Annotated in this window: 13 protein-coding genes; 9 read left to right on the top strand and 4 right to left on the bottom strand. The window is 63.9% G+C overall.

Translation table 11 applies throughout. The annotated features are described in order from the left end of the window. Positions 1-10: 10 nt before the first annotated feature. The 4 genes from fabA to J7E36_RS15110 form a co-directional block, all read right to left on the bottom strand. Positions 11-526 (bottom strand): 3-hydroxyacyl-[acyl-carrier-protein] dehydratase FabA, encoded by a 516-nt coding sequence (fabA, locus tag J7E36_RS15125; protein WP_003204400.1) that lies wholly within the window; start codon positions 524-526, stop codon positions 11-13. A gap of 247 nt (positions 527-773) precedes the next feature. Next, positions 774-2,675 carry an ATP-binding protein gene (locus tag J7E36_RS15120; RefSeq protein ID WP_215004238.1) on the bottom strand — a complete coding sequence of 634 codons (1,902 nt, stop codon included), beginning with the start codon at positions 2,673-2,675 and terminating at the stop codon, positions 774-776. Further along, complete coding sequence (locus tag J7E36_RS15115; RefSeq protein ID WP_215004236.1) at positions 2,672-3,604, bottom strand: ABC transporter substrate-binding protein; 933 nt, start codon at positions 3,602-3,604, stop codon at positions 2,672-2,674. Before J7E36_RS15115 ends, J7E36_RS15120 begins: the two co-directional genes overlap by 4 nt. Further along, positions 3,605-5,728 (bottom strand): TonB-dependent receptor plug domain-containing protein, encoded by a 2,124-nt coding sequence (locus tag J7E36_RS15110; RefSeq protein WP_215004234.1) that lies wholly within the window; start codon positions 5,726-5,728, stop codon positions 3,605-3,607. It abuts the gene before it with no gap. A 199-nt stretch (positions 5,729-5,927) separates the two neighbouring features. Between J7E36_RS15110 and J7E36_RS15105 the strand changes: the two genes are divergently transcribed. From J7E36_RS15105 to pyrF, 9 genes are all read left to right on the top strand, one after another. Then, the gene (locus tag J7E36_RS15105) at positions 5,928-6,953 is read left to right on the top strand and encodes an NAD(P)H-dependent glycerol-3-phosphate dehydrogenase (protein ID WP_215004233.1); all 1,026 of its coding nucleotides are present in this window, start codon (positions 5,928-5,930) and stop codon (positions 6,951-6,953) included. Positions 6,954-6,982: 29 nt separating this feature from the next. Next, positions 6,983-7,330, top strand: a complete 348-nt coding sequence (locus tag J7E36_RS15100) for a DUF4389 domain-containing protein (RefSeq protein ID WP_215004230.1) — start codon at positions 6,983-6,985, stop codon at positions 7,328-7,330. After that, on the top strand, positions 7,327-7,779 hold the full coding sequence (sixA, locus tag J7E36_RS15095) for a phosphohistidine phosphatase SixA (RefSeq protein WP_215004228.1): 453 nt from the start codon (positions 7,327-7,329) through the stop codon (positions 7,777-7,779). The genes J7E36_RS15100 and sixA overlap by 4 nt, the downstream gene beginning before the upstream one ends. Positions 7,780-7,830: 51 nt before the next feature. After that, entirely contained in the window at positions 7,831-8,274 is a 444-nt protein-coding gene (locus J7E36_RS15090) for a hotdog fold thioesterase (RefSeq protein ID WP_215004226.1), read from the top strand. A gap of 137 nt (positions 8,275-8,411) precedes the next feature. Beyond that, a complete protein-coding gene (locus J7E36_RS15085) occupies positions 8,412-9,206 on the top strand; it encodes an alpha/beta fold hydrolase (RefSeq protein ID WP_215004224.1) in 795 nt (264 codons plus the stop codon). Then, positions 9,203-10,054, top strand: coding sequence for an alpha/beta hydrolase (locus tag J7E36_RS15080; RefSeq protein WP_215004222.1), 852 nt, complete (start codon positions 9,203-9,205; stop codon positions 10,052-10,054). The genes J7E36_RS15085 and J7E36_RS15080 overlap by 4 nt, the downstream gene beginning before the upstream one ends. 129 nt (positions 10,055-10,183) lie before the next feature. After that, complete coding sequence (locus J7E36_RS15075) at positions 10,184-11,002, top strand: DUF4892 domain-containing protein (RefSeq protein WP_215004220.1); 819 nt, start codon at positions 10,184-10,186, stop codon at positions 11,000-11,002. A gap of 60 nt (positions 11,003-11,062) precedes the next feature. After that, positions 11,063-12,100: an AI-2E family transporter gene (locus J7E36_RS15070; protein ID WP_215004218.1), complete on the top strand. Its 1,038-nt coding sequence runs from the start codon at positions 11,063-11,065 to the stop codon at positions 12,098-12,100. Positions 12,101-12,238: 138 nt separating this feature from the next. Beyond that, positions 12,239-12,937: an orotidine-5'-phosphate decarboxylase gene (gene pyrF / locus J7E36_RS15065; RefSeq protein WP_215004216.1), complete on the top strand. Its 699-nt coding sequence runs from the start codon at positions 12,239-12,241 to the stop codon at positions 12,935-12,937. Positions 12,938-12,973: the final 36 nt, after the last annotated feature.

The following is a 12,973-nucleotide window of genomic DNA, read 5'->3' as shown; positions in this document are numbered from 1 at the left end:
CGGATAACCCTTAGAAGTTGTCAGTGGAGGTGAAAACGCCAACCCGAAGGCCTTCGGCGGTGTAGATTTCGCGTCCGTCCACGGCGACCGAACCATCGGCAATGGCCATGTTCAGCTTGCCCTTGAGAACGCGTTTGATATGGATGTTATAGGTGATTTTCTTCGCGGTCGGCAGGACCTGACCAAAGAATTTCACTTCGCCCGAACCCAGGGCGCGGCCGCGACCCGGCAGGCCCTGCCAGCCGAGGAAGAAGCCGACCAGCTGCCACATGGCATCCAGGCCCAGGCAGCCCGGCATCACCGGATCACCCTCGAAATGGCAGGCGAAGAACCACAGGTCCGGAGTGATATCCAGCTCGGCGACCAATTCACCTTTGCCGTACTTGCCACCCTCTTCGCTGATATGGGTGATGCGATCCACCATCAGCATGTTCGGGGCGGGCAGTTGCGCGTTACCTGGGCCGAACAGCTCACCGCGACTGCAGCGCAGCAGGTCTTCCCGGGTAAAGGCGTTTTGTTTGGTCATGCGAGCTCCTCAATAGTCCCCTGCGGCAGGGTGGGGCAAATCTTCCCGGTCGATCGAAGCGGTCATGCCTCGAATCGACAGCCTACTCATAGACTATTGCGTTGTAGTGAAAGTCACAGCACACGGTAAATGAATGTACACCTGTGCACTGAAATTTTATTCAAGCCCCAATCGGAGCCTGTTCGGGTGCCTAAGACTGCCGCACTTTCGGCTTTCACGCCAGTCGCAGATAGTCCAGTGGCGTGCGTTAACCCACCCAGCGCTGCAGAATTTGCTGGAGGTCGAGCCTTTTGAACGGTTTTGCCAGGTAATCGTTCATCCCGGCGGCGAGACACGCTTCGCGATCGCCCTGCAAGGCGTTGGCTGTCAGGGCGATGATCGGCACGGCGTCACAGCAGGGCAATCGGCGGATCTGGCGCGTGGCTTCGTAGCCATCGATGACCGGCAACCGGCAATCCATGAGGATCGCTGCGAAAACCTGGCCTTCTGCACTGCGTACCGCCTGGGCGCCGTCGTTGGCGACGCTGACCGTGAAGCCCAGGCTGCGCAGCATGGCTTGGGTCACGGTCTGGTTCACCGGGTTGTCCTCCACCAGCAAAATGTCGCGACCGGCGCCGTCACCATCACCGACCGGCTGCCGCGCCGCCAGGGCCAGCGGTGTTTGCTGCGACAGTGCCAATGGAATCTCGAGGGTAAACACCGAGCCCTGGCCTTCTTCGCTCTGCGCCCGCAATGTGCCGCCCATGCGTTCGGCCAGGGTGCGGGCGATCGGCAGGCCCAGGCCGGTGCCGCCGTAGCGTCGGGAAATCGAACTGTCGGCCTGCTGGAAGGCGTCGAACATGCGCTCCAGGGTTTGCGCGGCAATGCCGATGCCACTGTCGCGCACCGTGCAGGTGAACCACAGCAGTTCGTGGTCGAGGGCCTGCCACTGGCATTGCACGGTGACCTGGCCTTGCTCGGTGAACTTCAGCGCATTGCCGATCAGGTTCACCAGGACCTGGCGTATCCGCGTCGGATCGCCCTGGACCTGCAAGGCCTGCATGTCGTCGGGGATCAACAGCTCCAGGCCCAGTTGGCGCTGCGCGGCGCTGTGCTGGAACGACTGGGCGCAACTGCCCACCAGCTCCGCCAGGTTGAACGGGATGTGTTCCAGCTCCAGGGCCGAGCGTTCGATGCGCGAGAAGTCGAGGATGTCGTTGATCACCTTCAGCAGGTGTTCGGTGGACTCCGAAGCCAGCGCCGTGTACTCGTGCTGCTCGTCGGTCATCCGGGTGGTTTCCAGCAGTTGCAGCATGCCCAGCACACCGTTCATGGGCGTGCGCAATTCATGGCTCATCATCGCCAGGAATTCGGACTTGGCGCTGTTGGCCTTTTCCGCCTCTTCCCGGGTCTGGATCAATTGCGCCATGGCCTGGTGCTGCTCCCGACTGGCTTGCTCCAAACCGTTGGCGAGGTTGTTGATGTGCCGCGACAAGGCGCCCAGCTCGGCATCGTCGACGATGGGCAGCGGCGTGCTGTAGTCACCTTGCTGGATGGCCTTGACCGCATTGCCGATGTCGCGGATCGGTCGTGACAGGTTGGTCGCCAGCCGACGGGCCACCAGAAACGTGAAGAGCAGGGCGAACAGCGCCAGGATCGCCGCCTTGAACAGGATCTCCTGTTGCCGCTGGCTGAAGGCGTCGCTGGACATGCCGACAATGACCCGGCCCAGGTAATCCTCCACCGGTGCCTCGACGGGCGTGCTGTTGCCCTGCAGGAAGTCATTGTTCAGGGCGATGCGTTGCAGCCGGACCGGAGACTGGAAGACTTCGACCTGCTGGGACCGGCTGCGGGTCTGCTCGGGTTGTTCGACGTACACCAGCACTTTGCCAGTGCTGTCTTGCACTTCGAGAAAACGCACGTGGGGCGTCGCCAGGGTGGCCGTGAGCAGGCTTTCCAGGACGTCGTTGTTACCGGAAATCACCCCGTATTCGGTGGCGGGGGCCAGTTGGTTGGCGATCAGTTGCCCGGTGTGATTGAGCTCCTGGCGCAGGTCCTGGATCCGCACGAAGGTAAAGAAGCTGATCAACAGCACGGTCAGCAGCAACGCCGGGCCGAGGGCGATGAGCTGGGTGCGGGTGTTGATGTCCCAACGGCGACGCAAGGTCATGGGCGGTGTTCTCCTTCGGCCAGCGTTGCAGCGACGGACTCGGCATCAATCGGTTCGATCCCCAGCGAGCGGGTCACCTGGCGGTTGCCCAGGACTTTGAAGCGCGCCGGGTACAGCGTGCGCGGCCAGGTCGTGGCAGGGCGGTCGAGCAACTCGTCGAGAATTGCCAGCCAGTCCTCCTGGTCGCTGTAGGTGCTCGCCAGGCTGCCGGCCTTGACGAAGGCGGCGCTGGGCCCGATCAGCGGCCGTTGCCGGGCGTAGCTGCTGAGCAACAGGTTCTTCACGGTCTTGGGGTTGTACAAATCAGGGTCGTCGAGCCCCAGCAGCACATCGCTCTGGCCCAGCAGGTTTTGCAGGGGGCGACTGTCCGTGGTGTCGGTCCAGCGTTCGGTGACGATTTCCAGGCCCAGCGGCGCGGCAGCCTGGCGGATGTCCTTGAGCAGGAACTCGCTGTGCCCGTCGTAGAGCACGCCGACCCGCCGCAGTTGCGGCAGGATCGTGCGGATCAGCCGTAATTGCCGCGCCACCGGAGGATCGCTCCACAGCAGGCTCAGGTGTTCGGGCGTCGCGTCCCCCAGGCGGTCCCGGGCTTGCAGGCGGCTGATGCGCAGCACCAGGGTCGCGGGCCCCCGGCTGTCTTGCAGGCGCCAGTCAAGGCTGGGCAAGTCGAGCAGGATCAGGCGGACATTGCCGGGCAAGTTTTCCGGCGCCGGCAGGCTGGCCAGTGGCGCGAACCGCACGCTGTCTTCCGGACGCAGGGCCCCCAGCGCCCGGGTGAAAGATTGCACCCCGGGGCTGTCCTCGACACCGGTCAGCAGGATGTCGGCGGCGCGGGCCTGGATCGTTGTCATCCAACCTGCAAGCACCAGGCATAGCGCCAGCGTCAGGCGGCCATGCAATGGCATCTTGCGGCGCAGGTCCTGGAACATCTAGAAGGACAACTCTGCGCTGAAATACAGCACATGTCGGGATTCGTAGCGGTTGTCGACGAACGTGGTGGGTTGATTGTCCAGGCGCTGTTGCAGGACACCGGCCAGTTCCAGGCTGGTCTTGCCCAAGGGAATACGCCGGGCAAGGCGGGTGTCGACCCGTTCGAAGCGATAGCCGTTCAGGGCATCGGCGCCGTAATAGAACACCGCGCTGTTCCAACCCCGGCCCCAGTCTCGCAGCCAGCCGGCCGAACCGCTGTTGCGGGCGGTCAGTTGTTCGTCGAGGCGGTTGCTGGCCTGGGCGTCGACGTAGGCATAGGTCAGGCGCAGGCGGTCGGCGCGGGTCATGCGCCAGTCGAACTGGGTTTCGGCCCCGGAGAAGCGGGATTCGTTGCTGTTGCTGGCGATGTACTGATTGTTGCGCAGCGGTTCGCTGATCATGCCGGTGATTTCGTCATGAAACAGCTTCACATCGACCGTCAGGCCCAGGTCCATGAAATAACCGTTGTAGCCCAGTTCCCGGGAGCGCATGTGTTCCTGCTCCAGATTGCCTGGGCCACGGGTCACGACGAAATAACGGGCACTGCGCTGGCCGAAGGCGGCCGGTTGCAGGTTGGTGACCTGATAGCTCCAGTTGACGTTGTTCTCGAACATGTCCGGCGAGCGCACGGCTTCGGAATACACGGCACGCAGGCCATGGCGTGGGGTGATCAGGTAGTTGACTGCCACCCGCGGGGTCAGCGAACTGCCGGTCAGGCGCGTGTCCTCGAACATCGCGCCGCCTTGTAGCAGCCAGTGCTCGCTGGCCCGCCATTCGAGCTGGCCGAACAGTCGCGTGGTGGTGTCGTCCAGCGTCCCGTTGAAGTAGGTCTCGGAGTCGGCCCGGTCGTAGCGGTAATTCGCTCCGGTGACCAGGCGCAGGCTATCGGACAGGCTCAGGGTGTCCTGGATTTCCAGGTCGTAGCGCGACTCGCGGGTACTCTGGTCGATATCGCCGCACAGGGTTTGCGAGGCGCCGTTGCGCCACTGGTCGAGCACCTGATTGGCCAGCGCCTGTTCCTGCGGCGTGCCGGGCGGCGCGCCGCTGCCGGTGAACGAGGGGATGTTGCGCGCCAGTTTCTCGGCATAGTTCGGGTTGAGCTGCCACAGGTCAGTCAGTTGCGGACTGAAGGACACCTCGGCATCACAGGCGCGCCAGGTCTGCTGGCGATCCCAGTGCTGGATCGAGCCCTGTACATAAAGGCTGTGGTTGGGGTCCAGGTCGAGGTTCCAGCGTAGCGAGCCGGCATAGTCCTTGGCGATGACGTCGGAATTATCCCCAGCGGCGGTAATCCCGGCAAACACCGGGCGGTAGGTATAGGGCCGCTGGTTGGTCCCGTCCTTGGCGTTCAATTGCCAGTCGATGCTTTGTCGCTCATCCAGGGTCTGGCTGACCGACAGGTTGAGGCGATTCAGGCGCCGGCTGTCGCGGTAATCGGCGCCGTTGCGGTCACTGTCGAAACCGTCGTCTTCCTGACCGGACAACGAAAGCCGCAGGTCGCCGCCCTCCCAGCCGCTGCCCTGGCTGGCATACCAGTCGCTTATACCGCGCTGGCCGCGGGTGATTTTCAGCCGGGTGCCATGGCTGTCGGCCGGGTTGCGGGTAATGATGTTGACCACCGCCATCAGCGCGTTGGCGCCGTAGCTGACGGTGTTGGGGCCGCGGAAGACTTCGATCCGCTCGATGTCTTCCATGGCGACGGGGATATCGCTCCAGTCCACCGTGGCGAGGCCGGCGCGATACACCGAGCGACCGTCGATCAGCACTTGCATCCGGCGTGCTTCGCTGGCGTTGGTGCCGTGGTAATTCACGGCGGCCTGGTTGCCGCTGATATTACCGACCATCATCCCCGGCACCAGCCGCAGCAATTCGCTGATGTCCCGAGCGCCGCTGGCCTTGATCAATTCGCTGTCGAGCACGGTCATGCTGCCCGGCACCGCCGCCGGTGATTGCTTCAGGCGCGTGGCCGTCAGCACCTGGGGCAGGGGCTGGCTGTCCACGAACAGATCGTCGGCCAGCACCGGCGGGCTGATGATCAGCGCCAATAGCAGTGACGAACCGGAGCGGGAAGGGCCAACGGGCACGGGACAACCTTTGATAACAGGAGAATGGCGCGCATGTTAACCGAGCTGAAAGACTTTTCCATTCACGTTGACAGCATTTTCCTGGGAATTGATGGTCAGCTTCCTACGGCCGGTGGTAATTGTCCCCGGGGCTGGTCGCGCTGCGGCCGCTCCGTATAATGCCCCGCATTGCCACTTGGTATGGATGAACGGATTGCATATGACTGATCAGCGCCCGATTGCGGTCCTGGGAGGCGGGAGTTTCGGTACCGCCGTGGCCAACCTGTTGGCCGAGAACGGTCACCCGGTGCGCCAATGGATGCGCGACCCGGAGCAGGCTGAGGCCATTCGGGTCAACCGCGAGAACCCGCGTTACCTCAAGGGCATCAAGATCCGCCCGGAAGTGGAGCCGGTCACCGATTTGCAGGCGACCCTCGAGGCCAGCGAGCTGTTTTTCGTTGCCTTGCCCTCCAGCGCCTTGCGCGCTGTCCTGGCGCCCCATGCCGAACGCTTGAGCGGCAAGCTGCTGGTGAGCCTGACCAAGGGCATCGAAGCGCAGACCTTCAAGCTGATGAGCGAGATTCTCGAAGACATCGCCCCCAAGGCGCGGATCGGGGTGATTTCCGGGCCGAACCTGGCCCGGGAGATCGCAGAACACGCGCTGACCGCGACGGTGGTCGCCAGCGAAGACGAAGAACTCTGCCAGCGGGTCCAGGCGGCGCTCCACGGCCGCACCTTTCGCGTCTATGCCAGCGCCGACCGTTTTGGTGTCGAGCTGGGCGGGGCGCTGAAGAACGTCTACGCAATCATCGCCGGCATGGCGGTGGCGCTGGGCATGGGCGAGAACACCAAGAGCATGCTGATCACCCGGGCGCTGGCGGAGATGACCCGCTTCGCCGTCAGCCAGGGCGCCAACCCGATGACCTTCCTGGGGTTGGCCGGTGTTGGCGACCTCATCGTCACCTGTTCCTCGCCCAAGAGCCGCAACTATCAGGTCGGCTTTGCCCTCGGCCAGGGCCTGAGCCTGGAAGAGGCTGTGTCGCGCCTGGGCGAAGTGGCCGAAGGCGTGAATACCCTCAAGGTACTCAAGGCCAAATCCCAGGAAACCGGGGTGTACATGCCGCTGGTGGCCGGGTTGCATGCGATCCTGTTCGAAGGTCGGACGCTGGAGCAGGTGATCGAACTGTTGATGCGTGGTGAACCGAAAACCGACGTCGATTTCATTTCCACCAGCGGTTTCAACTGAGTCGCGTTGACCGCAAGCAGGAGCGAGCCATGAACGATCCGAAAGGACAACCGCAATACGAATCCATCCTGCTGCGTGTGCTGTGGATGGTGGTTTACCTGCTGGTCTGGCAGGTGGCGCAATTCATCCTCGGCGCCGTGGTACTGGTGCAGTTGATCTATCGGCTGATCTACGGCGCGCCCAGCGCCAGCCTGATGAATATCGGCGACAGCCTGAGCCAGTTCCTGGCGCAGATCGGCCGTTTCGGCACGTTTCACAGCGACCAGAAACCCTGGCCGTTCGCCGACTGGCCGACCCCGCGCACGCCGGAAGGCGAAGCCCCGCATGCCGTGGCACCGGCGCCGCATCCGGTCCGCGACGAAGAGCCGAAACTATGAAACTCTGGGTCTTGCGCCATGGTGAGGCCGAGCCCTACGGCAGCCGCCCCGACCCCGAGCGGGCCCTGACTGCCGACGGTCGGGAAGAGGTGTTGCGCAGTGCCGCACAGTTGATCGGCCAACCGTTGGCGGCCATTTATGCCAGCCCCTACCGGCGCGCCCAGCAGACCGCGCAACTGGTGCGCGAAGCGCTGGGGTTCGGGCCGCAGCTGATCACCGTCAATTGGCTCACGCCAGACAGCCGGCCGCAAAAGGTTCTGGAGTACCTGGACGATCAGGGTGATGTGCTGTTGGTCAGCCATAACCCGCTGGTGGGCAGCCTGTTGGGTTTATTGCAACACGGCCACCTGCAACAACCTGTACACGTGCAAACCGCCGGCCTGGCCGAGCTGGAGGGTGACCTGCCGTTGGCGGGGGCGATGAGGCTCAAGAGCCTCAAGCACCCTTGAGAAACCGCGCGACAGGTTTGAACTGGAAAACAAATATTAAGGAAAGTGACGATGAGTCTGTGGCGCACCACCCCCAACCTCGATCAACTGAACGCCGCCGGTAAAAACACTATCAGCGAAGTGCTGGACATTCGTTTCGAATCGTTCGACGACGAATCCCTGACCGCGAGCATGGTGGTCGATCACCGCACTCACCAGCCGTTCGGCCTGCTGCATGGCGGTGCTTCGGTGGTGCTGGCCGAGACGGTCGGATCCATGGCGGCCTACCTGTGCGTCGACCCCAGCAAATTCTATTGCGTGGGCCTTGAGATCAACGCCAACCACCTGCGCGGCGTGCGCAGCGGACGGGTAACCGCCACGGCACGAATGATCCACTTGGGCCGTACCACCCAGGTCTGGGACATCCGCCTGACCAACGACGACGGCAAGGTCAACTGCGTATCGCGCTTGACCATGGCCGTCGTGCCGCTGGGCGAGCAGCCGCCAGCGCGGTGAGGAACTACGAGCTACAAGCTACAAGCTACAAGCTTGAGGCTTGCAGCTTGCGTCATCATTCCTGTCAGTTACGGTCATTGCCGCGCTCGCGGGTTCTGCGCAGAATCGGCTCCAGTTCCCCCTATGGATCGGCTGTCATGTCGCAACAGGTATTTTTCGCCCACGCCAACGGTTTCCCATCGGCCACCTACGGCAAGCTGTTCGCCGCGCTGGCACCGCAGTACGAGGTCGCGCACCTGGAGTTGCACGGTCATGACCCGCGCTTCCCGGTGGACGACAACTGGCACAACCTGGTGGACGAACTGATCCATCACCTGGAACAGCAACCGGCACCGGTGTGGGGCGTGGGTCATTCCCTGGGCGGCGTGTTGCACCTGCACGCGGCGTTGCGCTGCCCGCAGTTGTACCGGGGCGTGGTCATGCTCGATTCCCCGGTGCTGACCCGCGCTGACCAGTGGGTGATCCGTGCCGCCAAGCGCCTGGGCTTCATCGACCGCCTGACCCCGGCCGGCCGCACCCTGGGCCGGCGCGAGGAGTTCGCTGACCTGGCCTCGGCCCGGGCCTATTTTGCCGGCAAGACGCTGTTCCGCAGTTTCGACCCGGATTGCTTTGACGCCTACCTGCAACATGGCCTGCAACAAGTCGGCGACCGCTTGCGGCTGCGCTTCGACCCGGCCACGGAAATCAGCATCTACCGTGGCGTGCCGCACACCAGCCCGGGACGGCCCCGTAAGCTGCAGGTGCCGCTGGCGGTGGTGCGCGGCCGGCAGAGTCGCGTGGTGATGCGGCATCACACCCGTTCAGTGGGGCGCATGCCCCATGGCGAATCCTTGAGCATGCCCGGTGGCCATATGTTTCCCCTTGAGCGTCCGCAAGACACGGCCAATCTGCTCAAGGACCTGTTCCAGCGTTGGGAAGGGCATCGTCCATGAGCACGGTCGAAGAAGTCCGCCTGAGCCTGCCCCACATCGAGCTGGCGGCCCACTTGTTCGGGCCGGAGGATGGCCGCCCGGTGATAGCCCTGCACGGCTGGCTGGACAACGCCAACAGTTTCGCCCGCCTGGCCCCGCGGCTGGACGGCTTGCGGGTTATCGCCCTGGACATGGCCGGCCACGGTCACTCGGAACATCGGCCGCCGGGTGCTGGCTACGCCCTCTGGGACTATGCCCATGACGTGCTGCAAGTCGCCGAACAGCTGGGCTTGAAGCGTTTCGCCCTGTTGGGGCATTCCATGGGCGCCATTGTCTCGTTGGTGCTGGCGGGCGCCTTGCCGGAACGGGTGACGCACCTGGGGTTGATCGACGGGATCATTCCGCCCACGGCCAGAGGTGATAATGCGGCTGAACGCATGGGCATGGCCCTCCAGGCACAGTTGGATCTGCAGCAAAAACGCAAGCCGGTCTACAAGACCCTCGATCGGGCCATCGAGGCGCGCATGAAGGGCCTGGTGGCGGTCAGTCGCGAGGCGGCCGAGTTGCTGGCCCAGCGCGGCCTGATGCCGGTTCCTGGCGGCTACACCTGGCGCACCGACAACCGCCTGACCTTGCCATCACCGCTGCGCCTGACCGAAGAGCAGGCCATGGCCTTTGTGGCGCGGGTCGGTTGTCCCGCACACCTGGTAGTGGCTGCCGAGGGGCTGCTGGCCAAGCATCCGGCATTGCTGGAGCGTCTACCCTTCAGTCATGAGCAGTTGCCCGGCGGCCATCATCTGCACCTGAACGACGAGGGCGGTGCCGCGCTTGTAGCAGACTGTTTCAATCGGTTCTTCAGCGTTTCTTGACTTGCGCCGGGCAACTGTCGAGGCTGGGCGGGTTGAAAGGGAGACAACCATGACAGACCTCTGCTTAGCTGCCTCGCAGTGCACCGACGACGCCCGTTGCGTCCAGGCGCCCCAGGCCAAGTCGATCCGATGAAATTATCCGTCCATTCACTCGTCCTGCTGATGCTGGCCTGCGTCAGCCCGGCTTCGTTCGCCGCCGATGTGCCCGGCAGTCACGACCTGGAGGGTGTGCCCCGCATGCCCGATGCGCAGATCGTCGATTACCGGCAGACCGCCGACCTGGAGCGCGTCTTTCCCATGGGTTCGATCCGCAAGATCAGCGGCCAGTTGCGCTTCGACGGCCAGGTCGATGCCCGGGGCGACGTGACCTCGGTCACTTACGAATTGCCGCCGGAACACACCGCCACCCAAGCCTTCACTGCCGCTCGGGAAGCTTTGCAGAAGCAAGGCGCCGAGCTGTTGTTCTGGTGCCAGGCCCGTGATTGCGGCGAAAGCAGCCTGTGGGCCAACGAAGTATTCGGCAATGCCAAGCTCTACGGCGCCGACAATGGCCAGGCCTACCTGCTGCTGCGCCTGGCGCCGCCGGCGGACAACACATTGATTGCGCTGTATGGCATCACGCGCGGCAATCGCAAGGCCTATCTGCACGTCGAACAGTTTGTGGCAAGCACCGCGCTCGGGGATGTATTGCCAACCTCGGCCACGCTGTTGCGCCAGCTCAAGGACACCGGGGTGCTGGACCTACCGCGTCTGGCCGGTGAGCCGGATGACACCTGGTTGCGCCTGTTGTCCCGGGCCTTGAACCTGGATACGGGCCTGCGGGTCAGTATTGCCGGTCCCCGGGCCGAAGACTGGTTGCGGGCGCTGGTGGGCCAGGGCGTGCGCACGGCGCGCCTGGAAACCGCGCGTGGCGATGCGGTTGGCCTGCACCTGGAGTTGCTGCGATAAGCTGTTGCGGGTAACGGGTTCCACGCCGTTGCCCGCCCTGACCCTTTTTCGAGACCTTACATGCTCAATAACGATCGGCTGTTGGTGCAGATCCTGCTCCTGGTGTTGTTCGGCGCAAGCCTCTGGGTAATGGCGCCGTTCTGGTCGGCGCTGTTCTGGGGGGCGGTGCTGGCGTTCGCCAGTTGGCCGTTGATGCGCCTGCTGACCCGCTGGGTCAATGGTCGTGAATCCCTGGCAGCGGCGCTGCTGACCGTGGGCTGGATGCTGCTGGTGGCGGTGCCGCTGGTGTGGCTGGGTTTCAACCTGGCCGATCATGTGCGTGATGCCACGGCCTTCATCCGTGACGTGCAGGTCGATGGCCTGCCCGACGCCCCGGCCTGGCTGGGCAGCTTGCCGCTGGTGGGGGAGCGGCTGGTGGCTATCTGGAACAGCATCGACCAGCAGGGTGCGGCGATGATGGCCACCCTCAAGCCGTACCTGGGGCAGGTCGGTAATTGGTTGCTGGCGCGCAGCAAGCAGATTGGCAGCGGCATGCTCGAACTGACCCTGAGCATTGTGTTCGTGTTCTTTTTCTACCGTGACGGCCCGCGCCTGGCGGCGTTTGTCCACGGATTGCTGGAACGCTTGATCGGCGACCGTGCCGGTTACTACATCGAGTTGGTGGCCGGGACGGTGCAACGGGTGGTCAACGGCGTGATCGGCACGGCGGCGGCCCAGGCTTTGCTGGCGTTGATCGGCTTCCTGATCGCCGGCGTGCCGGGGGCACTGGTGCTGGGGATCGTCACCTTCCTGCTGAGCCTGATCCCCATGGGGCCACCCCTGGTCTGGATTCCCGCCACGGCCTGGCTGGCGTGGAAGGGTGAGTATGGCATGGCGGTGTTCCTGGGGATCTGGGGCACGTTCATCATCAGTGGCGTGGACAACGTGCTCAAGCCCTACCTGATCAGTCGGGGTGGGAACCTGCCATTGGTCATCGTGCTGCTGGGGGTGTTCGGCGGTCTGATCGCCTTCGGTTTCATCGGCCTGTTCATCGGCCCGACCTTGCTGGCGGTGGCGTACAGCCTGTTGACCGACTGGAGCAAAAGCCAGGCGCGTTGAAAGAGTCATGTAATCGCCCCCTGTGGAGCGGGCTTGCTCGCGAAAGCAGCGCATCAAGATTTACCGATCATCGGGTCCCGCACGGACGCTGGTTCCGCTACAATGCGCGCCGATTTCGACCTGCCTGAGAGCCCGCTCATGTCCGCCTGCCAGACGCCCATTATCGTCGCCCTGGATTTCCCTACCCGCGACGCCGCCCTGAAGCTGGCCGACCAGTTGGACCCCGCGCTCTGCCGGGTCAAAGTCGGCAAGGAATTGTTCACCAGTTGCGCATCGGAGATCGTCGGCACGCTGCGGGACAAGGGCTTCGAAGTGTTCCTGGACCTCAAATTCCACGATATCCCCAACACCACCGCCATGGCCGTCAAGGCGGCTGCGGAGATGGGCGTGTGGATGGTCAACGTGCACTGCTCCGGCGGCCTGCGCATGATGGCGGCCTGTCGTGACGTGCTGGACCAGCGCAGCGGCCCGCAACCCTTGTTGATCGGCGTGACCGTGCTCACCAGCATGGAGCGCGAGGACCTGGCCGGGATCGGCCTGGACATCGAGCCTCAGGAGCAAGTGCTGCGCCTGGCCGCGCTGGCGCAGAAGGCCGGCCTGGACGGTCTGGTCTGCTCGGCCCTGGAAGCCAATGCCTTGAAAACGGCACACCCGTCGCTGCAACTGGTCACCCCGGGGATTCGTCCGGCAGGCAGCGCCCAGGACGACCAGCGGCGCATCCTGACCCCGCGCCAGGCACTGGACGCCGGTTCCGATTACCTGGTGATCGGCCGTCCGATCAGCCAGGCAGCCGATCCGGCCAAGGCGTTGGCGGCGGTCGTGGCCGAACTGGCCTGATCAGACGCTGAAAAACACTGTGGGAGCAACTGTCTT

This window comes from Pseudomonas fluorescens, assembly GCF_018614775.1.
GTDB lineage: Bacteria > Pseudomonadota > Gammaproteobacteria > Pseudomonadales > Pseudomonadaceae > Aquipseudomonas > Aquipseudomonas fluorescens_BY.
Note: the sequence above shows the minus strand (reverse complement) of the source record. Positions and strands in the feature narration are given on the sequence as shown.

What these genes read in the sequence shown, in the direction of transcription:
- J7E36_RS15105 (WP_215004233.1), top strand. Translation starts at nt 5,928, where the DNA reads ATGACTGATCAGCGCCCGATTGCGGTCCTGGGAGGCGGGAGTTTCGGT.
- J7E36_RS15085 (WP_215004224.1), top strand. Translation starts at nt 8,412, where the DNA reads ATGTCGCAACAGGTATTTTTCGCCCACGCCAACGGTTTCCCATCGGCC.
- J7E36_RS15100 (WP_215004230.1), top strand. Translation starts at nt 6,983, where the DNA reads ATGAACGATCCGAAAGGACAACCGCAATACGAATCCATCCTGCTGCGT.
- J7E36_RS15115 (WP_215004236.1), bottom strand. Translation starts at nt 3,604, where the DNA reads ATGTTCCAGGACCTGCGCCGCAAGATGCCATTGCATGGCCGCCTGACG.
- J7E36_RS15120 (WP_215004238.1), bottom strand. Translation starts at nt 2,675, where the DNA reads ATGACCTTGCGTCGCCGTTGGGACATCAACACCCGCACCCAGCTCATC.
- J7E36_RS15080 (WP_215004222.1), top strand. Translation starts at nt 9,203, where the DNA reads ATGAGCACGGTCGAAGAAGTCCGCCTGAGCCTGCCCCACATCGAGCTG.
- pyrF (WP_215004216.1), top strand. Translation starts at nt 12,239, where the DNA reads ATGTCCGCCTGCCAGACGCCCATTATCGTCGCCCTGGATTTCCCTACC.
- J7E36_RS15090 (WP_215004226.1), top strand. Translation starts at nt 7,831, where the DNA reads ATGAGTCTGTGGCGCACCACCCCCAACCTCGATCAACTGAACGCCGCC.
- J7E36_RS15070 (WP_215004218.1), top strand. Translation starts at nt 11,063, where the DNA reads ATGCTCAATAACGATCGGCTGTTGGTGCAGATCCTGCTCCTGGTGTTG.
- J7E36_RS15075 (WP_215004220.1), top strand. Translation starts at nt 10,184, where the DNA reads ATGAAATTATCCGTCCATTCACTCGTCCTGCTGATGCTGGCCTGCGTC.
- fabA (WP_003204400.1), bottom strand. Translation starts at nt 526, where the DNA reads ATGACCAAACAAAACGCCTTTACCCGGGAAGACCTGCTGCGCTGCAGT.
- sixA (WP_215004228.1), top strand. Translation starts at nt 7,327, where the DNA reads ATGAAACTCTGGGTCTTGCGCCATGGTGAGGCCGAGCCCTACGGCAGC.